This window comes from Alteromonas sp. S167 (assembly GCF_036864375.1).
Classification (GTDB): domain Bacteria; phylum Pseudomonadota; class Gammaproteobacteria; order Enterobacterales; family Alteromonadaceae; genus Alteromonas.
The window spans coordinates 285,435-308,061 of record NZ_JAZETR010000004.1 but is presented as its reverse complement, the minus strand read 5'-3'; the positions used below and the strand labels follow the sequence as shown (position 1 = coordinate 308,061).

Here is a 22,627-nt window from a genome sequence, read left to right as displayed (position 1 = left end):
AACTGTATAAACGTCATTATAATACTGCGCTCATTCCGCTTTGCTGAATTAGTGATCGGCGAAGCATTAATATTAGGAGAATGATATGTCACTAACTAAAGCAGAAACCGCAAACATCATTGCTGAGTACGGCGTAAAAGAAGGCGATACTGGTTCACCAGAAGTTCAAGTTGCTTTGCTTACTCACAACATCAACAAGCTTCAAGGTCACTTTGCTGATCATAAGAAAGATCACCACTCACGTCGTGGTCTTCTACGCATGGTTAGCCAACGTCGTAAGCTTCTAGACTACCTTAAAGGCAAGAACGCTCAGCGTTACCTTGACCTTATCAAGCGTCTAGGCCTACGTCGCTAAGACTAGGTTTCAAGAAAAGCGCCCAATGGGCGCTTTTTTTATGTCCACTTTTTATCGATTAGACACCTCTTTAAGACTCTTTTGTTGAAACATTCGTTCGTCGGCAAGACGAATGAGGTCATCTAAATTAGTTGCTTCGTTAGGGTATGACGCAAAGCCAATGCTAGTACCAACAGCCACAGTACCGATAGACGTAGTAATAGGCTTGCTTATAGCAAGGTGAGTGCGGTCAATAAATCCATCCAAATCAAACGTTTCATCAATGTCGGTGAGAATAATGATAAATTCGTCTCCACCAACCCGTGCAGCTAAATCTGACTCTCTACAAAGGTGTTTCATACGGTCGGCTATTTCTATCAGCACCTCATCACCTATATTGTGGCCATGAGTATCATTAATGGGCTTAAAGTTATTTAAATCGAAATACAAGCAAACACAGCGCATGTTGGTGCGCTCGATACGGGCAAACTCCTGCTCAAGATAAGTAGTTAACGCGCGACGATTTGCAAGCCCTGTTAGCGAATCTTGTGAAGCAAGTTCTTTTATTCGCTCTTCAGCCACCACCTGTTCGGTAATATCTATGTTAATGCCAAACATTTTGTTGCCTTGTATGCGCCCATCTGCACGCACGTAGCGAATGCTGTCTCGCGAAACTTGTACCCTAAACTGAGCGTGAAACTCAGAGTTTGTATTAATTGCATGATCTATCTGTGTTTTAACATCATCAAAATCATCTAGATGAACGGTATTTGCCCAAACTGAGTAATGGTCATTGAAGTCATCTTTTGGAATGCTGTATATCTTGTGCATCCAGTCATCCCAAATCAGTTCGTTAGTTTCGAGGTCCCACTCCCATACGCCTATATGTGCGGCATCAGCAGCCATCGACATTCGTTTGTTAAGCGCTTCCAGTTTATCCTGTGTTTTCCTAAGTTCGGTAACATCTTCAGACAATGACAATATAAATTGTGGCTTATTGTTGGCACCACTGATAACCACTTTTTTAGTTTGAAAGCAGCGTTCTTCACCGTTAATTACAATTTTCGACTCTTCACAGCTTTCACGATTACCACCTTCAAGTAAAGCCGTATCCGAGGCAATAATATGTTTAGCGTCTTCTGACTCGAAAATGTCAAAATCAGTTAACCCTACAAGCTCATGTTTAGCCACTCCAATCAACTCAGCTCCCATATCATTCGCATGGGTAAAGGCCAGTGTTTCGGCATCTTTAACAAACAGCATGTCAGGCAGGGTATCGAATACAGTTTGCGCAAACACCTCTTGGTTTTTCACGTCAGATAAGTCTTTTACAGTACATACAAAGGCTTCGTGGTCACCAGGTAATCTATTGACTAAAAAAGAAAGTGGGAAAGTAGAGCCATCTTTTCTTACGCCTTCAATGCGATGTGGGCGGTTTCGCAATTCACCTCCGTTTGCCGCCTTTATCACTTCATTAAGTAACACTGTATTATCGCCGTTAGCGTGATTCACCAAATCAGTTACACGACGATACTGTAACTCCTTTTTGTTGTAACCGAACATGGTCAAAGCTGCAGGGTTTATAAACTCAAGTTTTCCATCGTTATCAAAACTCATCACCCCTTCTTGTACTGTATTTAACACTGCGGTAAATCTGTTAGACGATAGGGTTCTTGCTCGTAATTCGATTAGTAAAACAAAGATAAAAGCAAAAAACGCCACCATAAATATTACTATGTATGCGAGGTCTTTGTGTGATTGGTCATTAGAAAATTCGGTGGAGGATACTGCAAACACGTGCATGGATAGCATGCCTGTATAGTGCATGCCAGAAATGGCACAGCCCATGATAGTAGCGGGTACAAGTTGCTGAGCTACGCTTACCTGTTTACCTTGAATGTATGAGTGTGCTTTTAAAGCTATGCCTGCTAACACTACAGCGACAATAATGGAGAGAGAGAAGAGGTAGATGTCGTAGGCCATTACCGCATGCATTTCCATAGCCAGCATACCAACATAATGCATACTGCCAATACCGGCCCCCATATAAAGGCTTCTCAACCACAGCTTTTGTGGCCCTCGTGGGTGATGAGAAACAACAATTAAGCTGGCAAAAATAGCGGGGATGATTGAGAAAAACGTAATCAGGGGGTTATAGCTTACTGCGATGGGTAACTGGTATGCCAGCATGCCCACGAAGTGCATGGACCATATCCCGAAACCCAGAAAACACGCTGAAGCAACTGCCCAGATATAACGTTCGTTCTTGAAGTCAGAACGGTTAGTACGTGCCGACAAAATAAAACAAAGAAGCGATGCGCCAATAGCAATTAGCACAGAAAGCGCTACAAAGAAGCTATCATAGTTTGCAACGATTTCGGCGCTAGCCTGGAAGCTGTCCAGAGAAAATGTATGTGTGTGACCGGTTTTCAATATGACTAAGCAAATCTTGTTTATTATTCTTAAAATGTAGTATATGAAATGTGATGCAACAATTTATAACAGAACAAATCCAATATTTGTTCTGTTTTAAGTATTTAGGCAGTTTTACTGGAGTTTTTTACCGCACTTTTTAGGGTGGAAAGCTCTCTGTCAGTAAGGTTTCTCCATTGACCCGGTTTAAGGTTACTAAGCTCTAAATGCATAATACGCGTGCGTTTAAGTTTGGTCACCTCGTAGCCCAAAAACTCACACATTCTGCGTATCTGCCGATTCAAGCCTTGCGTTAAAACAATGGTGAACTTTTTTTTGCCGGTGGGCTTTACAATACAAGGCTTGGTAACAGTACCTAGAATAGGAACACCGCGAGCCATGCGTTTCACAAAGCGCTCACTGATAGGCTGATCCACGGTTACTTCGTACTCTTTGTCATGCGCATTTTCTGCACGCAGAATCTTATTAACAATATCACCGTCGCTGGTAAGAATTATTAGCCCTTCGGAGGGCTTATCTAAACGGCCTACAGGAAAGATGCGAGACTTATGTCCGATAGCATCAACAATGTTACCTTTTACGTGCCGTTCAGTGGTACAGGTAATGCCAATAGGTTTGTTGTAAACAATGTAGACGCGATCAGATTTATCGGCAGCTACTGCACCTATTCTCTTACCATCTACTTTAACCGTGTCATCGGGGCCTACTTTTGTGCCAAGTTCGGGTTGTTTGTCATTAATGGTGACGCGATTTTGCTCTATCAGTTTGTCGGCCTCTCTTCTAGAGCAAAGGCCTGTATCACTGATATATTTGTTTAAACGTTTTAGCGCTTGGTCGCTCATTACGCGGTGTGTCCTTGGCATTTCTGGTTTGGTTATTTTACCATGGCAAAAAGAAAAGGGGCACATTGCCCCTTTGCGATCAGAAAGTGTTTACTTACAGCTAACCGCCAACTGCAGGTGTTGCGGTTTGTGGTGCGGCGCCAGCGCCGCCACTTTTCGTAACAAGCTTAGTTGCCATATCACGTATCTCATTTTCTAAGCTCGAAATTCGGCCCGAAAGAGTAGCGTTTCGTTGTTCTAGTACAGAAAGTTTATCAGTAAGCGTTTTTACATCATTTTGTGCACGTTGCTTGTCGCTAAGCGCTTGTTCTAGTTGAACGTTTACTGCCAACAGTTCATCAGCTAAAGAAGCAAGCTGGTTTTTTAATGAACCCATTGATGATGTTTGCGTTGTCACGTTTTGAGAAACCGCTGCAATATCTTGTTTTAACGAGGTTTGTACGTTGCCAACGCGATCACCAAGGTCAGCAATTTCTTTTTGGTTACGACGCCATGCCGAAGCCCAAAGCTTATCCATTTGCTCCCAAAGCTCGTTTGTTTTGTTGCTAAGCTCAGTGACTTTCACTTGTAGTGCTACTGTAGATTCACCAATTTCCTCACCCGTAGCAGAGAGTTTGTTTTCAAGCTGCACAATACGCTTTTCCGCTGCTTGAGCGGCAGTATGTTGTTGTTGCAGCAGGGTGAATAAGTAATAGCAGCCGCCGCATGCAATCAGTGCAATAAGTGCGACTATGGTTATCCAAATACCATTGCCGCCACCCGAAGAAGATGATGATGTACTGCTAGATGAAGTCAATGATGAAGCTGTAGAGCCTGCACTTGGAGGCGCTGGGTGGCGCTTCTTTTGGTAGTCGCGACGGTCTTCATCGTCTAGGCGAATAGTTGGAAATTCATCGTTTTTTGAATTGTTTGCCATAGTAAATCGATATTCTCGCAATTTTGAATTTCAGATTATCAGATTTTTATCGTTGTTTTCGATACTGGGTTAATCGCTGAAGCGCTTAATACCCGCTGAAATTACTGTTAAAACTTAACGCAGATTGCCATGTTAGCGTTAAATGACAGCAAAAGCTATGCCTTAAAACACGTTGTCTGTGCGCAATTTGCCTTCTAAATAAATACCGCCCCAGAAGGCGGCATTTTATATTCAAATGAAGTGAGTTATCGTACTTGTGCTTACGCTAACGCATCATTGCAAATCACCACGATTAGTCATCACCAATCCATTCGACGCGATATAAATCGCGCCTTCTGTCTAAGTAGTTCCTTACTGACCCCTCATTTTGCAGTTTAGTTAACTTATCTAAGTCTAAATCAACAATTAGGGTCATTTCGGTATTGGGCGTGGTTTCTGACACAATGGCATCGTGAGGGAATGCAAAATCGCTTGGTGAAAATACAGCGGTTTGTCCGTATTGAATATCAACGTTATCTACTTTCGGTAAATTGCCCACAGAGCCTGCAATAGCTACGTAACACTCATTTTCTATTGCTCGGGCCTGTGCACAGCGTCTTACACGTAAATAGCCATTTTTGGTATCTGTCCAAAATGGCACGAACAGAATTTGCATTTCTTGCTCAGAAAGAATTCTTGCAAGTTCAGGAAATTCAACGTCATAGCAAATTAGCACGCCAATTTTGCCAAAGTCGGTGTCGAATACTTTAAGGCTATTGCCACCTTTCATTATCCAATCTTCTTTTTCATGCGGCGTCGGGTGTAATTTGTACTGGCTTTCAATAGTGCCATCGCGCTTACAAATGTAACACACGTTATAAAGCTGCTCGTCCTCTACAATCGGCATCGACCCTGCGATGATAGTAATATTGTAACTTACTGCTAAATGAGACACGGCGGTTAAGATTTCATCTGTGTAGGTGGCTAAGTGCCAGATAGCATCTATGGAAGATTCGGTGGGGCTAAGGCCCATCAATGGTGCATTGAAGAATTCAGGGAAGAGTGCTACGTCGCATGAATAATCAGATAGCGCATCAACAAAGTACTCAACTTGCTGAAGTAGTTCTTCAACATTATTGAAGTAACGCATCTGCCATTGAATACAGCCAATGCGCGCATTAGACTTTCTGCTAGCGAATAGCGAGGGTGTGCCTGGCTCGTAGTAAATGTTGTGCCATTGCAACAGCGTGGCATATCCCTTAGACGCTTCATCTTCAGGGAGGTAGGCCGACATTACCTGCTTTACCTCAAATCCGTTAGACAGCTGAAACGTTAAGATGGGGTCGTAAATATCTTTTGCTTTTACGCGCTCAATGTACTCATAAGGAGAAAGCTCGTTCGCATGATGACGATAATTAGGAATACGCCCGCCTGCCATTATCGACTTCAAGTTAAGGTTACGGCAAAGCTCTTTACGCGCTTCATACAGTCGTCTTCCCAAACGAAGTCCGCGGTATTCAGGGCAAACAATCACTTCTACACCGTAAAGTACGTCTCCATTTGGATCGTGAGTAGTAAGGTAGGCGTCACCGGTTATCTCATCATAACTATGCTTGTCACCGAATTGGTCGTAATCCACTATCACTGAAATGGCAAAAGCCACAACCTTGCCTTTGTCTTCTATACAAATCTGACCATCGGGGAAGGTAGTTACCTGCGCTTTGTAATTAGAGTAGGGCCATGCACCTCCAACGTTCGCATAGACGTTATCCATTAAGCTTTTAACGTCGTCATAATCGTCAAGCCTTAGATTACGTAAATCAAGGTGGTGTTCAGTTTCTTCAATTTGTGTTTGATCTTGGCTCATCAGATATCCACTTTTTCTCTTATTGTTTAGTTACCTATACAAGTATAGATAAGCAAAAAGCGTGCGATGTATTCATCGACAAATAATCTTTTTCTCGTCGACAAAAATAAAGCGGCGAAATTAATGCTATATGACATTGTGGTTAGGCGTGATGCAAAGTATAAGACCCGCCAATTATTTTCGCTCTTTACTTTTGTACACAATGAACCGAGAACAACTTGCCCTTTATCAGCCTCTTCATGTATTCGATGAGTTGCTTTTTAACTGTGTAGTGGATGACCTCGTAGAAAAAGGGTATTCCATTCAAACATCAGCATTGCCAGTGTTTTTAACGGATGCTCTGCTTGCTTGCCAAGACGCGATTAATGACACCGAATACAAAAACGCAGGTATTGGAAGGGCCGGCGACTTTCAACATGCGCGGGATATTCGCGGCGATAATATTTGTTGGATTACTGGTTCATCGCAAGAAGGTGAGCTTTGGCTCTCTTGGTGTAACGCGTTAAAAGACTTTATCAATAAACATCTTTACCTAGGTCTTTTTTCGTTTGAGAGCCACTTTGCTTGTTATGAACCCGGTAAATTTTACAAACGCCATGTAGACGCTTTCAAAGGAAAAAGTAATCGCGTGCTGTCTTTGGTGGCTTATTTAAATGAAGACTGGAACAGCAATTACGGTGGTGAGCTGGTGCTTTATAAAAATGACAATGACGCCGAGGGAATACGCGTTGTTCCTAATCTGGGTACTTTTGTGGTGTTTTTAAGCGAGCAATTTCCACATGAGGTGCTGCCAGCAACGCACAAACGCAACTCTGTTGCAGGGTGGTACAGAGTAAATGGAAGCGTAAACGACGTTATAGACCCGCCTCGTTAGGTCGTTTCGCAAAAGTACTATCAATATGTTTCTATTAATTCAATAACCTGATTAAACGATTCATATTTACCAATTAGTTTTTATTACATGCACGCGCTATTCTCTCTAACAGTTTCGAAGGACATTGTTTTGAGCTCAGCGAATATTTTATTCAAAAGCAATGAAACTAAGTCCTTTTAATGTTCGTAAGATTTTGTTCGTACGCATTCTAGTGCGGACCTAATTTAAAAAAAGCATGGAGAATAAACATGGCATTGATCAACACTGCAATTAAACCTTTTAAAGCAACTGCATTTAAAGACGGCGAGTTTGTGGATGTAAGCAGCGAAGACATCAAAGGTAAATGGTCGGTATTCGTATTTTACCCAGCAGATTTTACGTTTGTATGCCCAACTGAACTAGGTGATATCGCAGATAAGTATGAAGAGCTTCAGTCTCGCGGTGTAGAAGTATTCTCAGTTTCTACTGATACACACTTCACTCACAAAGCGTGGCACGATTCTTCAGACACAATCAACAAAATCAAGTTTGCTATGATTGGCGACCCAACAGGCGAAATTACTCGTAACTTCGACTGTATGCGTGAAAACATGGGCCTAGCTGACCGTGCAACATTCGTTGTTGACCCAGAGGGTATTATCCAAGCAATGGAAATCACGTCTGAAGGTATCGGCCGCGACGCAGACGACCTAGTACGCAAAGTGAAAGCTGCACAATATGTAGCGAACAACCCAGGCGAAGTTTGCCCAGCTAAATGGAAAGAAGGCGAAGCAACGCTAGCTCCTTCTTTAGACCTAGTAGGCAAAATCTAAATTGATGTGTCCTGTGCCTTGCTTGAGAGTAGCACTTTTAAAGTAAGGCATTAGCAATCGGCAGGAGCGGGACTCCGCTCCTTCATCTTTAACTTCCAATTTCCGCTATGTTGTTGACCTATAAATAGGTTGGCGGGGATCGGCGTGTCGAAAAAAGGCAGAATTACCGTGTTAACTAAAGAAATTTTACAGGCATTGAAGGGTTATACCGACACAATGCAAAAGAGCGTTACCTTTGTCGTACAGACCGGTGAGCATAGCAAGCGTGAAGAGCTTGTTACGTTTCTGTCCGACATCGCAGGTGTAAGCAACAAACTCAACGTAGAAGAACGTGATACCAACGGCGAGCTTCGAAGCCCAATTAGCTTTTTGTTAGAAGCTGATGGAGACGATACAGGTATTCGTTTTTCAGGTATTCCAGGCGGTCATGAATTCAATTCATTGATACTTGCTATGCTTCACAGCGCAGGTACAGAGTTGAAACTTGACGATAGCGTTAAGGCAATGGTGAAAGCGGTAGAAGAGCCGCTTAATTTTGAAGTATTCATTAGCTTAAGCTGTCACAACTGCCCAGAAGTAGTGCAGGCACTTAATCAATTTGCGTTACTGAACCCAAATATCAAAACAGAAATGATTGACGGTGGTTTGTATCAAAACCTTATCACAGAGCGTGACATTCAAGGGGTGCCAAGCGTTTATCTCAATGGTGAACTGTTCGCTAACGGCAAAGTTGATGCATCAGTTCTGATTAACAAGCTACTTGAACGTAATCCAGATTTAAAAAGTGCAAATAAGGGTGACGCGCTGCCGTTGCAGGACGTAACGGTGATAGGCGGCGGCCCTGCTGGTGTGGCGTCTGCTATTTACAGTGCGCGTAAAGGGTTGAAAGTTGCCGTTGTAGCAGAAACGTTTGGCGGACAAGTAAAGGACACTATGGGTATTGAGAACCTGATTTCGGTTCCCAAAACCACGGGGCCTGAACTTGTTGGCAACTTGATGGAGCACGTGCGCGATTATGACATAACGTTGAAAGAACACGTTCGCGTAGAAAGTATTGAGCAAGGAAATGTGAAAACCATCACGCTTTCTTCTGGTGAACAAATTCGCACTCGTAGCATTATTGTAGCTACTGGTGCACGTTGGAGAGAGCTAGGCGTGCCGGGCGAAAGAGAAAACGTTGGTAACGGCGTTGCGTACTGTCCGCACTGCGATGGCCCATTCTTTAAAGGGAAAGATGTAGCGGTGATCGGTGGCGGCAACTCAGGTATTGAGGCAGCGCTAGATTTGGCTGGCATTGTTAAGTCGGTGACAGTATTTGAATTTATGCCGGAGCTTAAAGCAGACCAAGTGCTTATCGACCAAGCGATGAAGCGAGACAATATTACCATTATTAAGAATGCTGCAACGCGACAGATAACGGCTGAAAATGGCAAAGTAAACGCTATCGAATACCAAGACCGTGCAACCAACGAGGTGCACACACGAGCGTTAGCTGGTGTTTTCGTGCAGATAGGGTTGGTACCCAATAGTCAATTTATGAAAGGGACTGTTGAAATGACACAGTATGGCGAAATTGTTATCGACGACAAATGCCATACATCAGAGCCGGGTATTTTTGCAGCGGGCGATGTTACAACTGTGCCTTACAAGCAGATTGTTATTTCAATGGGCGAGGGTGCCAAAGCATCGTTAGCAGCGTTTGAATATTTGTTAAGCCATGAAGTGGTTGACACTGAAAGCGAATCGGCTGCAGCTTAATAATGCCTCGTCAATCGAGTTAATCGCCAGATAGCGCGGCAATACGTTTACTTACATTTTAAAAAGCCCCAATTTGGGGCTTTTTTTATGCCTAAATATTTTATAGTAAATGCTAATGATAAGGGTTATCATTAGCGTATGCGTTTTTTGAGGTGTGCGCTTAAAAAAAACACACCCATTGTGGAGCTTGCATGGACAATTTCGACTGAAGCCGCGCTCGATTTAAAGCAAAAAGGTGCCTTAAACCTGTCTCAAGCAGCAATGTGCATGGCTGGGGTTATAGGAGAGTCGTACGGTTTTACAACTTGGGTTGAATCGGTATCTTAAAGTGGGCTCCGCATTCCTCGTTACCGAGGTTCAATTCAATAGCTTTTTGGAAGCTATAACTCAACTCGTGCAGAGATATACACCATCGAGCAAGTCGAGTTACTAATATCTTTGACGTATTCTTTTAAAGGAAATTTATGATTACGGTTATAGCAAGTGTATTGTCACTTAGTGCTGTAGCTACCGTCCATCAGAGCTGGCGTTCTCGAACGCTGGCCTTATTCGTTGTTGGGCTGTTGCTGTGGTTAATATCTGGTGTGGTTTTCTCTTTTGCCCAGGGCTGGGAGTTTGGTGTGCTTATCACGCTTTGCTTGCCGGGAATTTTAGTATGGCCATTCGTCTTAGCAAATCAGATAGTCTTGCCAAAGCCAAAAAATAGTCCTGAACCCAGGGCGCTTAACTTTTCAAGAGCAAATGTGTTGCGAAATGGGGCAACCTATACTGTTGTGCTTTTCGCTTTTTTAATCATCGCGCTTTTAATAACTCTGGGTATCAGCGCTCTAACGCCCTTCAGCACAGCCGGAAAAATGGGGTTAGGTATTATCTTGTTACCCGTTCTTTGGGGGCTTTGTGTGTATCACTATTTAGCAACGTCATCAAAAATCAAAATACTTGCTGCCTATAGTATTTTTGCTGGCCTGTGCTTGCCTATTCTTGTGCTGTTTCCCTTGTAGGTATTTATATGAATAAACAAACGAAACAAAATGCGTTGAATGCGCACACGTGGGTAGGTGTTTTCTTAAGCGTACTGCTTTTTTTAGTTTGCCTCTCGGGCACGATTGCCGTTTTCCACTTAGAGTTTGAGCGCTGGGAGCAGCCTCATATAGAAGAGATGGAAAATGTAACGCCGCTAGCTATTGAAAAGGCGATGAATACTTTTCTCGCGCAAAACACAGAAGAGACTAACCACCTTTATGTTGTGTTTCCTACATCGGATATTCCGCGACTTGTTGTTGAGAACGATCATTCCGCTTTTTTCGCCGATAAACAGGGAAACCTGATTGAAAAGGAAAGTGTTTCATTTACTGAAATGCTGGTGGATTTACATCTTTACTTAAACCTGCCGCACAGCTGGGGCATGATATTAGTTAGCGCATTAGGCGCAATAATCTGTACGTTAGTTGTTACGGGCATTGTGGCACATAAGCGTATAACGAAAGACGCTTTCAAACTAAGACGTGGCGGCAATGGGCAGCAGGCGCAGATAGATTTACACAACAGGTTTGGACTATGGGCTGCACCATTTCATCTTATTATTGGGGTAACAGGCGCTTACTTTGGATTAGCCAGCGTTATTTTGGTTGTTGTGGCAACCCTAAATTACGATGGCGATAGAGAAGCGGTGATAAATCAGATTTTCACGCCAGATCCGGTGCTAGAACCTCAAAGTGGTAAGCCTGAAATTGGTAAAGCATTTGCTCAATTGGCAACGCTAGCGCCTGAGAAGTCACCTATCTTTCTAACGGTGCACGAAGTTGGTAAACCCGAGCAATTTATTGAAATCTATGCGAAAGCACCAAATCGGATGATTTACGCAGAGGGTTACCGTTTTGATACATCGGGTGAATTTATTGGTGTAGCAGGCTATGAGTATGGTGAATGGGGCAAGCAGCTGGCGTGGTCTATGTACCGATTACACTTTGGTGACTTTGTGGGTTTAGCCAGTAAATGGTTTTACTTTATTCTTGGCGTCATGCTTACCATGCTTTGCGTATCTGGTATGGAAATTTGGCTTTCTAAAAAAGCACACCCGCCACTTGCCACAAGGCTTTGGTACAGCGTGGTGTGGGGCAGTGTAAGCGCGCTGGCACTGACCGCCGTGATAGACATGTTTTACGCGGGTTCGTTGGTGGTAATTTTTTGGAGCCTGATGGTATTTAACACCGTTGTTACTGTGTTCCTACATCGTTTATCAAAGGCATTGTGGCTAATGCTTTCTGGACTCAGTGTTTTACTGTTACTAATTGCTTATATTGGGGTTAACGGCGCATCGAGTTTTACCATTTCATCGCTTCAATTGAATGTGCCTATGCTGGTTTATGTTGTGTGGAGTCTATGGCGGGGCGCTGTGTTGTTGTCGCGTGAGTCAAACGACCTTTCGGAGAAAAGCGCTGCTACATTCTCTAATGCAGCCGTTAGCGAATAACGAATAAATCAGTTGCGCTTTTTTTGCTTCCAAGTACCACCGTAAAGATAATCACTGTGGTGCTTGGCCTCAGACTGACATGCTTTACATACAATTTGCCAGCCCTCACCAATGTTTATGCGGTATTGTGTGCTTGCTTCTGCATCACACTTATCGCAGGGTTTTGCCGCGCGCGTTCGCGCCTTTTTTTCCCATACTAAATTCGTTTAGCTATAGATACGGCTGCTGCCGATCCTTTACCAACCAACTCACCCCAACATTTCATAAGAAAAGAAGGTGAATGCTGCATGTTTGCATGTGCTTCGTCTCTGTGATCTTGTTCGTCGCCTTGCATAGAACGCATTAACGTAAGCACCTTTTTGGGAGCACCACCATGTTGCTGAATGGTGCTGATTTGGTGTTCATAGTGTTCATCAACAAAATATTCAACGCAGTAAATAGTATAGTAAAACCAATCTTTACCAATAAGCCTTGGAATAAAGCCAGTGAGAAAACCCGCTGCTATCCATAGAAGTAATATAAAACTTCCTCTAAAGGATGGCATATCGTTTTCGAAAATATGCAAATGCTGCTTTTCTGTTTCAAGGTGGTGCAGTGCAAAAGCACTAATACCTTTGTCTGCTGCGGTTTTGTTATTCTTGCGCTTGAAGAGGGCTTTTATAAATTCTGCTGTTAGCGCGCCGCGATATATCCATACTGCGCCAGTTTCACCCGCATGACTTGCACGTAGCTCGCTATTTAACAACGCTGGTATCTTGTGAGTAATGGTTTCTGAATAAGACGTAGGCAAAGCTGAAAAGCCCTTTTATTTACAATACTCACTTAATACTCACGCGTGCCTTACGCTGGATTCTTTTTAAAGCAATTGTAATTTAGCCCTTTGCCATAGTGTTCTGCATCACATCAGTATGCTAAAGACAATTTCTTAACATCGTCAGTTGAATACTTTTGTTTTATGCTGTTTTACGGTAACAATAAACAGAAGTTAGCTAATAAACGAGAACCGTATCATTGATGAAAACTGTCGTTAAGGTGGCGCTGATAAGTATAGCTGTCGCAGTGGCATACCTTCTTCTGTGGCCTGTTGCCATATCGCCGAAAGCGTGGGATGCACCACTAAGCAAAGGCTTCACTGGCAGTTTTGCTCCCAATACACAATTATCTTCGTTAACGCTTATTGATATGGAAAACGACTACGGGCCAGAAGACTTCGCTGTTAACAGTAATGGCGATATTGCTACTTCTAGTCACTCCGGCTTTATTTTGGTCAAAAAGCATGGGCAGCAAGGCTTTACTCGTTGGGTTAGCACGCAAGGGCGACCATTGGGTATTGAGTACGACCACGCTGATAACTTAATTGTGGCTGATGCTGAAAAAGGACTGTTAAAGATATTGCCTACTGGCGATATTGAAACACTTGTAACGCACGTAGCTGGCCAAGCTGTGGTGTACGCTGATGACGTAGACATTGCCGATAACGGTACCATTTACTTTACTGATGCCACCGCAAAATTCGCGCCCGAAGAATACAACGGCACACTTAACGCGAGTATGCTCGAAATATTTGAGCATATGGGTAACGGAAAGGTAATAGCCTATTACCCTGACTCGGGCAAAGCCCAAGTATTAATGGATAACCTTGTTTTTGCCAACGGCATTACGCTAAGCCACGACAATAGCGCTCTACTTGTTAACGAAACCGGAAAATATCGGGTTTTGCGCTACGATTTAAACCCTGAAGTCGCGGAAAAAGTCACAACTGTGATAAACAATCTGCCAGGGTTTCCTGACAACATTGTGGCAGCGCATAATGGGTACTTAATTGGTCTTGCTTCACCGCGTTCTGGTGCAGTAGATGCACTATCTGCTTACCCATTTATAAGAAGCATGGTGCAAAGATTGCCGTCTTTTATGCGCCCATCAGCAAAAAACTATGGGCATTTAATACGCATTAACGAAAAAGGGAAGGTGTTAAACAGCTATCAAGATCCAGCTGGTTTATATCCATTTATAACCGGCGCATTAGAGGTGGATGAGGGACTTTATATAAGCAGCTTAACCGCTGAAAAGGTGGGGTTTATTAAAATATAGTCGGCAAGGCCCGTTACTTGTTTTGCGGTGTTTGTTAACGCAATGTAATGAACTAATTGCGTCTAATTAAACCTAACGGTCGTAAGTTTTTTAATATTCTTGGGCAAACAATAAGCGTTAATTTTGCTCGTTGGGCGACTTAAATTCTTCATAATTGCTTTGTATATTGCAGTTATACACGTGAAAGGTACTTACATAATGAGTATGACGAATAAAGTTTCTATGATAGCAATTGCGGTTTGTGCTTCGCTCGTAGCTGGGTGCGGTGGCGGCGGTGGTGGTTCAACGGTTGAACGAGAGGGCTCTACACCCACAACACCGACAACGCCACCAACAGGCGGTGGCCCAACATGGGAAGCAGGGGTGTTTGAACCACAGTCTGAGTTTATTGCTAAATGTGAATCGCCGCGTACTGGCATCGACCCTTTCACTGGTAATGCTTATCCCGATACGCAGGGTAGCGCGTTAGAAGAAAAGCTATGGCTACGTTCGTGGACTAACGACACCTATCTTTGGTACGACGAGGTACCTGATAACGACCCAGAAAACTTCACGGTTCTTGGATATTTTGATCAGTTAAAAACAACTGAGCTAACTCCAAGCGGTACGGCTAAAGATAATTTTCACTTTTCCCAGCCTACCGACGAATATAATGAACTTACTCAGTCTGGCGTATCGTCAGGTTACGGCTTTTCGTTCGAGTTTGTAAGAAATTCCCCACCCCGTGAGTTAATTGTCCGCTACACCGAACCAGGCTCGCCGGCAGCAAATGCCAATGTGCCTCGAGGTGCCAGGTTAATGCAGGTGAATGGCATCGACTTTGTTAACGATTCAACCGAAGCTGGCGTTAATGCCATTAACGAAGCGCTGTTTCCCGATGATGACGGGCAGACCAACAGCTTTGAGTTCATGTTGAACGATGGAAGCTCAATGTCTGTTGACATTACTTCTGCCAGCGTCGCTTTATCGCCCGTAAATAATGTACGTGTGATAAATACTAACACTGCTAGGGTAGGGTACTTTCAGTTCAATCGATTTATACGCGCTGCACAGCCGGGACTGATAGATGCGTTTAATCAGTTTGTGGATGAAAACGTGACGGAATTGGTTATTGATCTTCGTTACAACGGCGGAGGTTTACTTGCTTTGGCGTCTCAAGTGTCATTTATGGTTGCAGGGCCAAATCAAACCAATAACGCGTTTTTCGAAAGGCTACAATTTAACGATAAAAACCCAACCACGAATCCGGTAACCGGCGGAAGTTTGCAGCCCACGCCGTTTTACAGTAACGAAATTGATTACGATGCTAACCGCTTAACTAATACCCCTTTACCGAGTTTATCGCTAACTCGAATTTACGTACTCACAACAGAAAATACGTGCTCTGCCAGTGAGTCTGTTATGAACGCACTTCGCGGAATAGATGTGGAAGTAGTGCAAATAGGTGCCACCACATGTGGCAAGCCTTACGGCTTTTACCCAACGGATAATTGTGGCGAAACGTATTTTACTATCCAGTTTCAGGGAGTGAATAATAAAGGCTTTGGCGATTACGCAGATGGCTTTATGCCTACGGCGAATCCAAACTTTGAATTCGAGTTGCCAGGTTGTACTGTGGAAGACGACTTTAGTGCAGACTTGGGGTCTACTAACGAAGCATTATTAGCCGCTGCATTGGAATATTCAGAAACAGGAAGCTGCCCGGCCACAAGCGGTGCGCAATCGTCTTCATTGGCAAGTAATGTGGATAATGATGGTACGCGAAATGCGGAATCAGGATTACAGGAAACGAGCAACGAAGGCTTAGCAATAAAAACACCTAATGAGCAGTGGGAGTCATTGATTTTGCACAATCGAATAAACGAGCCCGTATTGCGAGAAGAAAGATAATGCGTAGGCTAAATGCTTTTCTTCTTGCGAGTGTTGCTGGCTTTCTTGTGGCAGGCTGTGGCGCGAGTCTAAGCGCCTACAACGGTGACAGTAACGACAACACCATGCATGAAGCTACGCTTGAACAACTTTCACTGCAAGACAAGCAACAAATAGAAAGTTTGATAAGCAATTGGTACGGCGGTGTTAAAGTGACCATTGCCAGCAATGCATTTGTAGATGCGTCAACGGTAAGTATCGAACGTAAAACCCATGTAGATGATAGAGGGCTGCCAATAGAAGGCCGTCATAGCAATCGAGCGTTGTCATTTACCTTATTAAAGCAGGGTGAAACGTGTTTGCTTCGCAATAACCAAACGGGCGTAACAAGTGCGCTGACAAGCGCCAGCTGCACTTATTAAGAGCCAGCTGCACTTATTAAACAAAAGCGGCACGTATTAAACCAAGTTCGTACCGCGTTTGCTTACAATAATTTAGCCCTTAGACGCGTGTTGACGCTGTGAGCGCTGGCCTTTTGGCTTGCCGCCACCTTTGTTAGCGCTATTACTAGCCTTGCTACCGCGATTCTGCCCGGTTGCGTTACCGCTGTTTCTAGCGCCACTTTTACTTTTAGAACCCTTTGACTGGCGCTGGAACGTTGGTGGAAGACCAGTATGCTTTGTTAAAGCACGCTCACCACGGCGACCGCGTTGTACCTTCTGACGCTTCTCATCAGCCGTTTCAGGCGGAACAAGGTGCTGAGGCCCACGGCCAATTAAATCTTCACGGCCCATCTTTTTAAGTGCTTCGCGAATTTGCGCAAAGTTTTTAGGGTCGTGATAACGAAGCATTGCCTTGTGAAGTCGGCGGTGAATTTCACCTTTCGCAGAAGGTACTTCCTCGCTATCCTTGGAGACTTTACGCAGTGAATTCACTTCAGTGTGGTACATCGTTGTGGCCGTCGCCATAGGTGACGGGTAAAAGTTTTGTACCTGGTCTAGCTTAAATTTGTTTTCTTTAAGCCAGATAGCAAGGCTAAGCATGTCTTCGTCGGTTGTACCTGGATGAGACGCTATAAAGTACGGAATAAGATACTGCTTTTTACCGGCCTCTTGCGAATATTTGTCAAAAAGCTCCTTAAAGCGATAGTAGCTGCCCATACCCGGCTTCATCATTTTCGATAACGGGCCTTCTTCTGTGTGCTCTGGTGCTATTTTTAGATAGCCCCCAACGTGGTGAAGGGCAAGCTCTTTTACATATTCTGGATCTTCTACGGCAAGGTCGTAACGTACGCCCGATGCAATAAGGATCTTTTTAATACCCGGTAAGTTTCTTGCGCGTCGATACAAATCGATAGTGGGTTTGTGATCGGTGTCCATGTGTGCACAGATACTTGGGTAAACGCACGACGGACGACGACACGTGGCTTCGGCTTTCGGACTTTTGCAGCGAAGACGATACATGTTTGCCGTAGGGCCACCAAGGTCAGAGATTACACCTGTGAAGCCTGGCACTGTATCGCGTATTTGCTCAATCTCTCTAATGATAGAGTCTTCAGAACGGCTTTGAATAATACGCCCTTCGTGCTCGGTAATTGAACAGAATGTACAGCCGCCATAACACCCACGCATAATGTTGATACTAAAACGTATCATGTCGTACGCAGGAATTTTTGCATCGCCATATACTGGGTGAGGAACACGTTGATAAGGCAAGTCAAACACCGCATCCATCTCTTCGGTTTCAAGTGGCATAGCGGGTGGATTAATCCAAATGTGTCTGTCGCCGTGACGCTGCATCAACGCGCGAGCACACCCAGGGTTGGTTTCCTGATGCAAAATACGCGAGGTGTGTGCGTACAGCATTTTGTTGTCTTTTACCGTTTCGTATGCCGGTAACTTAACGTAAACCTTTTCCCATGGTTTACGCTTTTCTTTATCTTTCTCGGCCGGTTGAATAACAATAGGTGAAGCCTCTGGAGCTTCACTGCTTTTCTTATCTTTATCCTGTGAATCGCACTCTGGCTCCATTTGATAAGGGCTTGGAATAGGGTCAATCTTTCCAGGTTTATCTAATGACGTTGAATCTACACCCTGCCATTCTGGCAGTGCTTCTTTCACGATGATAGCCGTGCCGCGAACATCACGCATATCAGCTATGTTTTCGCCTGCAGCGAGTCGGTGTGTTACTTCAACAAGTGGACGCTCGGCGTTACCGAAAAATAGCATGTCGGCTTTCGAGTCGAACAATACCGAGCGGCGTACTTTTTCACTCCAATAATCATAGTGCGCAATACGGCGTAAACTGGCTTCAATACCGCCAGCAATAACCGGTACGCCTTTAAATGCTTCACGACAGCGCTGAGAGTATACGGTTACTGCACGGTCTGGACGTTTGCCGCCCACATTTCCAGCTGTGTAGGCATCGTCGTGGCGCAGCTTTTTGTCCGATGTATAGCGGTTGATCATAGAGTCCATGTTGCCGGCAGTAACCCCAAAATACAGGTTGGGTTTACCAAGCTTCATAAAGTCGTCTTTGCTGGTCCAGTCGGGCTGAGAAATAATACCTACGCGAAACCCGTGTGCTTCCAATACTCGGCCAATTACCGCCATACCGAAGCTAGGATGATCGACATATGCATCGCCAGTTACCAAAATAACATCACAGCTGTCCCAACCTAGTGCGTCCATCTCTTCTTTCGACATGGGTAAAAATGGCGCTGTACCTAAGCAATGAGGCCAATATTTAGGATAAGAGAACAGACCGCGGTCGGCCTTGATAGTGGCTTGCATAATAATCACATCTTGAAATAACAGAATTTACCTGAAAGAAGTGCATTCACTTTTTCAGATTTGGTGCGTGATTATAGCAGTGTTGAGAACATGACGGTATAGCACTGTCATTAAATTCAATGGCTTTGTATACTTAAGAATTAGTGTTTGCTTATGTAATTGACCAAAAAGGGCTTTATGATGGCGTATTGGCTATTTAAAACAGAACCTGATGCTTTCTCTATTGATGATTTAGCGTCAAGGCCAAATCAAACCGAGCCTTGGGATGGCGTTAGAAATTATCAAGCACGTAACTTTTTACGCGATGACATTGCGCTTGGAGACTTGGTGTACATATATCATTCAAGCTGCAAGAACGTGGGTATTGCAGGTGTTGCTGAAGTTGTAAAAGCGGGTTATCCCGATACTACTCAGTTTGATCCAGAGTCGAAGTACTTTGACCCAAAGTCTGACCCAGCTACACCTCGCTGGTTTAGAGTAGACGTAAAGTTTGTGGAAAAGTTTGAAAAAGTACTTGCCCTTTCTGACATAAAGCAGATGCAGGGAATAACTGAACTGCCGCTAGTGAAAAAAGGTGGAAGGTTAAGCGTAATGCCAGTAACCGAGCAGGAGTGGCAGCAGCTCTACGCCGCTGCCAAATAACCATTTGTTCGATGTGGTTACGATTTAGAAAGCGTAAAACGCGTATCTGCGTCGCGCAGTAGATACAGTGCGAAGCACGCGCCCCACATTGGCCATGCTGCAAAAAACAGTAAGTTATTAAATGCGTCAATGTACTGTGGGAACGACGATAAAGTAGAACCACCGTGAAGTAAGAAAATAAGGCCATAAGTGTAACGCTTGGCGATACCAGCGACAAAAGCAAGTACCAAGGCCAGTTGGAATGCGCCCATTATATAAACCGCGCTTTCGGCAAGCCCGCCAATACCGTAGAAGTGTTCAAAAATCTTCATACCGTGGGCAGGGTTTACGAATTTATCCATGGTCCAAGCGAACATTACGATAAAAACGGTTACGCGCAGCGAAAGTAGCGCCCAGCTAAGTCGGTTGTTAATGTCTGAAGTTGAGTTTTGCATGTGTACTCCGATGTTGATACATGTGAACCCAATAGAACGGTCGTTCAAAAGAAAAATTTCAAAAAAGTTTTTATTTTTAAAATAATTATGTTCTGAAATTTTTTGGTATGCGTATCGGTCTTGTCGAACAAGAAATAAAAATACGGATCTTTTAATGAAAAAAGTAATTAGCTTAGCCATTAGCACACTCGCCCTTGCAGTCAGCCAAGGAATTGCCGCACAGCAGCTTTCAGAGATAGAAGTGGTAGAGGTGACAGGCAATAAGCAATCTCTTGATACGCTAAACCCAGGCGACAACACGCTAAAAGGCATATTCGGTGAAGGTTTAAGCGCTGCAGAAACGCCACGCGCGGTAACGTCATTGTCGGCCGAAGCCATGCAAGCTCTTAATATTGATGACCTACATGATATCGTGAAAGCAGCGCCTAATGCCTATGCTTCAAGCGGCTTTGGCACGCCAAGTTTGCCAAGCATTCGCGGGCAGTTAGGTGAATTATTCCAAGATGGTGTTCGTCGACAAGCGGGTAATAACGGATTCGGATTACCGCTATCGTTTAACAGTGTAGAACAAGTTGATGTTGTGAAAGGGCCTTCGCCAGTATTATTTGGCAGTACTCAGCGAAATGGTGGTTTTGTAAATCTACAAACAAAAGTAGCGCCTACCACAGACAGTAACGGTCGCGTTACGTTGCGCGCCGGTCGTTGGGACCAGTACTCAGCACAAGTTGATTACGGCACCGCAATTGAGGAAGGCAAAAGCGGTATTCGATTTAGTGCGGAATACTTAGATCATGGAAGTTTTTATGATTTTGCAGAGCGTGACAGCACAAACTTGTTTATTGCTTACCGCTATACACCGTCGACTGCACTAACTTGGGACATAAGCGCCGAGTACTACGACACAGATTACCCAGATAACGCAGGTATCAACCGTCCAACCCAAGATTTGATAGACAACGGTGTTTATATTACCGGACAAGGCGTGCAGCCAAACGGGAGCACTGTTGCTGGCGCTGGCGCTATAATTTCTCCTACTGGGGAAGTTGTTATTCCTCGAAATCGCGTCTTTACCAATCCTGATGACATAAACGGCGCACAAACTACGGTTTTGCGTAGTAATGTTGAATATAAATACGCTGAAAATATTACGCTTCGAAACGTCACTTATTATCAATACCTAGAGCGCGAAGAAATTGCACAAAATAGTTTCGTTGAAATTATTGACGGTGCCGATACGTTTGAAAACCGCACTGAGCTTGATTACAAGTGGAGCGACAAGCAGCTAACTACCGTTGGCCTAGCGCTGCGCTATAACGACGTATTAGGCTACAGCCAATTTACTACAGAAGCTGATAACCCTATTGATTTAACGGGCCCTATTTCAAATCGCGTCATTCCATTAACCGACGCGCAAAAGGCGCGTTTAATAGAACTTCGTCCAGGGGTATTTGTATCACCAGGTGCGCAATACGATATAGATGGTGATGGCGCGGGTGACTTTAATTTATCTGACACCACAGACTCAACTACATGGCAAACAGGGTTGGCTCTTCAGCAACGCTCGAACTGGACTGATAAATTTTCAACCATAGCGGGTGTACGTATAGATTATTACGATGTGGAAGCGCGCGACCCGCTTGCGCCAGAAGGTGTACAGGCAGCGTCAGACACCTACAGCGATACACTAAGCAGCTACCAGCTTAGTGCAGTGTATAAATTAACGTCTGATATCAATTTGTATGCTGCGTATGCTGAAAACGATGCTACATCTAACAGCATGGGCGGAGGCACTGTGTTAGGTGGCGGTAATGAAATTAACCCATTGAACTTTGCCACTGAAAATACCTTGTATGAGCTTGGTGTAAAATACGCGCCAAGCAGCAATTGGTATGCCGAAGCATCGGTATTTGACCAAACACGTAGCTTACGAAACCGCGACGGTAGCAACAGTGGTGTTAAAACACAGGGCGCCGAGCTGCAGCTGTTTTATCAAAACGACGATGTGTGGGTAAATGGTGCGTATAGTTATCTTGATGCACGCTTTGATGATTCAGCCGCGTTCCAAGGTACCTCTCAAGTGGTTGACGCTTTTGACAATAGCCGCCCTGATATTATTGAGGGTACAGGCGTTGGTTCGCCGTCTTTTACTGCATTTGCACCGTCAGATTCACGTGTACAAGGCATTCCACCACAAATTGTATCGATCAATGCAGGGTGGCAAGTAACTGACGATGTTCAAGTGGGCGCAAGTGCACTTTATACCAAGTCGTTCCCGCTTGATTTTCTTCAAACGGTAATGATACGAGACCAGTACACAATTGATTTAAACGCGGATTACTATGTGAATGAAGGCCTGCGCCTACGTTTAGATATCATTAATGTTACTGACCAAGACAACTGGCAGCCGCTTTTCGAAGGTGGTTTCTTTGGTGCAACTTTGGTAATGCCTAATGTACCAAGACATGCGCAAGTAACCATGCAATACGCGTTTTAAAGGCTAGGAGATAACAA

The 22,627-nt window shown here is 44.1% G+C and carries 18 protein-coding genes; 11 read left to right on the top strand and 7 right to left on the bottom strand.

Translation table 11 applies throughout. The features are described from left to right. Nucleotides 1-85: 85 nt before the first annotated feature. Nucleotides 86-355, top strand: a complete 270-nt coding sequence (gene rpsO, locus V7R35_RS09005) for a 30S ribosomal protein S15 (protein ID WP_334014406.1) — start codon at nucleotides 86-88, stop codon at nucleotides 353-355. Between the two features lie 51 nt (nucleotides 356-406). On the opposite strand, the gene V7R35_RS09000 is transcribed toward rpsO, so the two are convergent. The 4 genes from V7R35_RS09000 to V7R35_RS08985 form a co-directional block, all read right to left on the bottom strand. After that, entirely contained in the window at nucleotides 407-2,767 is a 2,361-nt protein-coding gene (locus tag V7R35_RS09000; protein WP_334014405.1) for a sensor domain-containing diguanylate cyclase, read from the bottom strand. A 104-nt stretch (nucleotides 2,768-2,871) separates the two neighbouring features. Next, nucleotides 2,872-3,609 (bottom strand): 23S rRNA pseudouridine(2604) synthase RluF, encoded by a 738-nt coding sequence (gene rluF, locus V7R35_RS08995; RefSeq protein WP_334014404.1) that lies wholly within the window; start codon nucleotides 3,607-3,609, stop codon nucleotides 2,872-2,874. Nucleotides 3,610-3,709: 100 nt separating this feature from the next. Further along, nucleotides 3,710-4,525, bottom strand: a complete 816-nt coding sequence (locus V7R35_RS08990) for a hypothetical protein (protein ID WP_334014403.1) — start codon at nucleotides 4,523-4,525, stop codon at nucleotides 3,710-3,712. 292 nt (nucleotides 4,526-4,817) lie between these two features. Continuing rightward, complete coding sequence (locus V7R35_RS08985; RefSeq protein ID WP_334014402.1) at nucleotides 4,818-6,371, bottom strand: carbon-nitrogen hydrolase family protein; 1,554 nt, start codon at nucleotides 6,369-6,371, stop codon at nucleotides 4,818-4,820. Between the two features lie 202 nt (nucleotides 6,372-6,573). On the opposite strand from V7R35_RS08985, the gene V7R35_RS08980 reads away from it, so the two are divergent. The 5 genes from V7R35_RS08980 (at nucleotide 6,574) to V7R35_RS08960 (ending at nucleotide 12,288) form a co-directional block, all read left to right on the top strand. Continuing rightward, nucleotides 6,574-7,245 carry a 2OG-Fe(II) oxygenase gene (locus V7R35_RS08980; protein ID WP_334014430.1) on the top strand — a complete coding sequence of 224 codons (672 nt, stop codon included), beginning with the start codon at nucleotides 6,574-6,576 and terminating at the stop codon, nucleotides 7,243-7,245. Between the two features lie 254 nt (nucleotides 7,246-7,499). Beyond that, nucleotides 7,500-8,057 (top strand): alkyl hydroperoxide reductase subunit C, encoded by a 558-nt coding sequence (gene ahpC / locus V7R35_RS08975; RefSeq protein WP_438823459.1) that lies wholly within the window; start codon nucleotides 7,500-7,502, stop codon nucleotides 8,055-8,057. A gap of 168 nt (nucleotides 8,058-8,225) precedes the next feature. Next, the gene (gene ahpF / locus V7R35_RS08970) at nucleotides 8,226-9,815 is read left to right on the top strand and encodes an alkyl hydroperoxide reductase subunit F (RefSeq protein ID WP_334014400.1); all 1,590 of its coding nucleotides are present in this window, start codon (nucleotides 8,226-8,228) and stop codon (nucleotides 9,813-9,815) included. Between the two features lie 464 nt (nucleotides 9,816-10,279). Further along, the gene (locus V7R35_RS08965; RefSeq protein ID WP_334014399.1) at nucleotides 10,280-10,816 is read left to right on the top strand and encodes a hypothetical protein; all 537 of its coding nucleotides are present in this window, start codon (nucleotides 10,280-10,282) and stop codon (nucleotides 10,814-10,816) included. Between the two features lie 8 nt (nucleotides 10,817-10,824). Beyond that, the gene (locus V7R35_RS08960) at nucleotides 10,825-12,288 is read left to right on the top strand and encodes a PepSY-associated TM helix domain-containing protein (protein WP_334014398.1); all 1,464 of its coding nucleotides are present in this window, start codon (nucleotides 10,825-10,827) and stop codon (nucleotides 12,286-12,288) included. Between the two features lie 196 nt (nucleotides 12,289-12,484). On the opposite strand, the gene V7R35_RS08955 is transcribed toward V7R35_RS08960, so the two are convergent. After that, on the bottom strand, nucleotides 12,485-13,078 hold the full coding sequence (locus V7R35_RS08955; protein WP_334014397.1) for a demethoxyubiquinone hydroxylase family protein: 594 nt from the start codon (nucleotides 13,076-13,078) through the stop codon (nucleotides 12,485-12,487). Nucleotides 13,079-13,302: 224 nt separating this feature from the next. Between V7R35_RS08955 and V7R35_RS08950 the strand changes: the two genes are divergently transcribed. The 3 genes from V7R35_RS08950 (at nucleotide 13,303) to V7R35_RS08940 (ending at nucleotide 16,670) form a co-directional block, all read left to right on the top strand. Next, entirely contained in the window at nucleotides 13,303-14,379 is a 1,077-nt protein-coding gene (locus V7R35_RS08950; protein WP_334014396.1) for an SMP-30/gluconolactonase/LRE family protein, read from the top strand. Between the two features lie 204 nt (nucleotides 14,380-14,583). Beyond that, nucleotides 14,584-16,269: a S41 family peptidase gene (locus V7R35_RS08945; protein WP_334014429.1), complete on the top strand. Its 1,686-nt coding sequence runs from the start codon at nucleotides 14,584-14,586 to the stop codon at nucleotides 16,267-16,269. Then, on the top strand, nucleotides 16,269-16,670 hold the full coding sequence (locus tag V7R35_RS08940; protein WP_334014395.1) for a hypothetical protein: 402 nt from the start codon (nucleotides 16,269-16,271) through the stop codon (nucleotides 16,668-16,670). Before V7R35_RS08945 ends, V7R35_RS08940 begins: the two co-directional genes overlap by 1 nt. A gap of 72 nt (nucleotides 16,671-16,742) precedes the next feature. Here the strand turns inward: V7R35_RS08940 and V7R35_RS08935 are convergent, their stop codons facing one another. Then, a complete protein-coding gene (locus V7R35_RS08935) occupies nucleotides 16,743-19,040 on the bottom strand; it encodes a YgiQ family radical SAM protein (protein WP_334014394.1) in 2,298 nt (765 codons plus the stop codon). 180 nt (nucleotides 19,041-19,220) lie between these two features. Here V7R35_RS08935 and V7R35_RS08930 point away from each other — a divergent pair, with 180 nt between their 5' ends. Further along, nucleotides 19,221-19,682, top strand: a complete 462-nt coding sequence (locus V7R35_RS08930) for an EVE domain-containing protein (RefSeq protein ID WP_334014428.1) — start codon at nucleotides 19,221-19,223, stop codon at nucleotides 19,680-19,682. 17 nt (nucleotides 19,683-19,699) lie between these two features. On the opposite strand, the gene V7R35_RS08925 is transcribed toward V7R35_RS08930, so the two are convergent. Beyond that, nucleotides 19,700-20,116: a hypothetical protein gene (locus V7R35_RS08925; protein ID WP_334014393.1), complete on the bottom strand. Its 417-nt coding sequence runs from the start codon at nucleotides 20,114-20,116 to the stop codon at nucleotides 19,700-19,702. A 154-nt stretch (nucleotides 20,117-20,270) separates the two neighbouring features. Here V7R35_RS08925 and V7R35_RS08920 point away from each other — a divergent pair, with 154 nt between their 5' ends. Next, nucleotides 20,271-22,610: a TonB-dependent receptor gene (locus V7R35_RS08920; protein ID WP_334014392.1), complete on the top strand. Its 2,340-nt coding sequence runs from the start codon at nucleotides 20,271-20,273 to the stop codon at nucleotides 22,608-22,610. The last annotated feature ends 17 nt before the right edge of the window (nucleotides 22,611-22,627 follow it).

What these genes read in the sequence shown, in the direction of transcription:
- V7R35_RS08980 (WP_334014430.1), top strand. Translation starts at nt 6,574, where the DNA reads ATGAACCGAGAACAACTTGCCCTTTATCAGCCTCTTCATGTATTCGAT.
- V7R35_RS08920 (WP_334014392.1), top strand. Translation starts at nt 20,271, where the DNA reads ATGAAAAAAGTAATTAGCTTAGCCATTAGCACACTCGCCCTTGCAGTC.
- V7R35_RS08990 (WP_334014403.1), bottom strand. Translation starts at nt 4,525, where the DNA reads ATGGCAAACAATTCAAAAAACGATGAATTTCCAACTATTCGCCTAGAC.
- V7R35_RS08950 (WP_334014396.1), top strand. Translation starts at nt 13,303, where the DNA reads ATGAAAACTGTCGTTAAGGTGGCGCTGATAAGTATAGCTGTCGCAGTG.
- V7R35_RS08925 (WP_334014393.1), bottom strand. Translation starts at nt 20,116, where the DNA reads ATGCAAAACTCAACTTCAGACATTAACAACCGACTTAGCTGGGCGCTA.
- V7R35_RS08965 (WP_334014399.1), top strand. Translation starts at nt 10,280, where the DNA reads ATGATTACGGTTATAGCAAGTGTATTGTCACTTAGTGCTGTAGCTACC.
- V7R35_RS08985 (WP_334014402.1), bottom strand. Translation starts at nt 6,371, where the DNA reads ATGAGCCAAGATCAAACACAAATTGAAGAAACTGAACACCACCTTGAT.
- rluF (WP_334014404.1), bottom strand. Translation starts at nt 3,609, where the DNA reads ATGAGCGACCAAGCGCTAAAACGTTTAAACAAATATATCAGTGATACA.
- rpsO (WP_334014406.1), top strand. Translation starts at nt 86, where the DNA reads ATGTCACTAACTAAAGCAGAAACCGCAAACATCATTGCTGAGTACGGC.
- V7R35_RS08940 (WP_334014395.1), top strand. Translation starts at nt 16,269, where the DNA reads ATGCGTAGGCTAAATGCTTTTCTTCTTGCGAGTGTTGCTGGCTTTCTT.
- V7R35_RS08960 (WP_334014398.1), top strand. Translation starts at nt 10,825, where the DNA reads ATGAATAAACAAACGAAACAAAATGCGTTGAATGCGCACACGTGGGTA.
- V7R35_RS08930 (WP_334014428.1), top strand. Translation starts at nt 19,221, where the DNA reads ATGGCGTATTGGCTATTTAAAACAGAACCTGATGCTTTCTCTATTGAT.
- V7R35_RS08935 (WP_334014394.1), bottom strand. Translation starts at nt 19,040, where the DNA reads ATGCAAGCCACTATCAAGGCCGACCGCGGTCTGTTCTCTTATCCTAAA.
- V7R35_RS08945 (WP_334014429.1), top strand. Translation starts at nt 14,584, where the DNA reads ATGACGAATAAAGTTTCTATGATAGCAATTGCGGTTTGTGCTTCGCTC.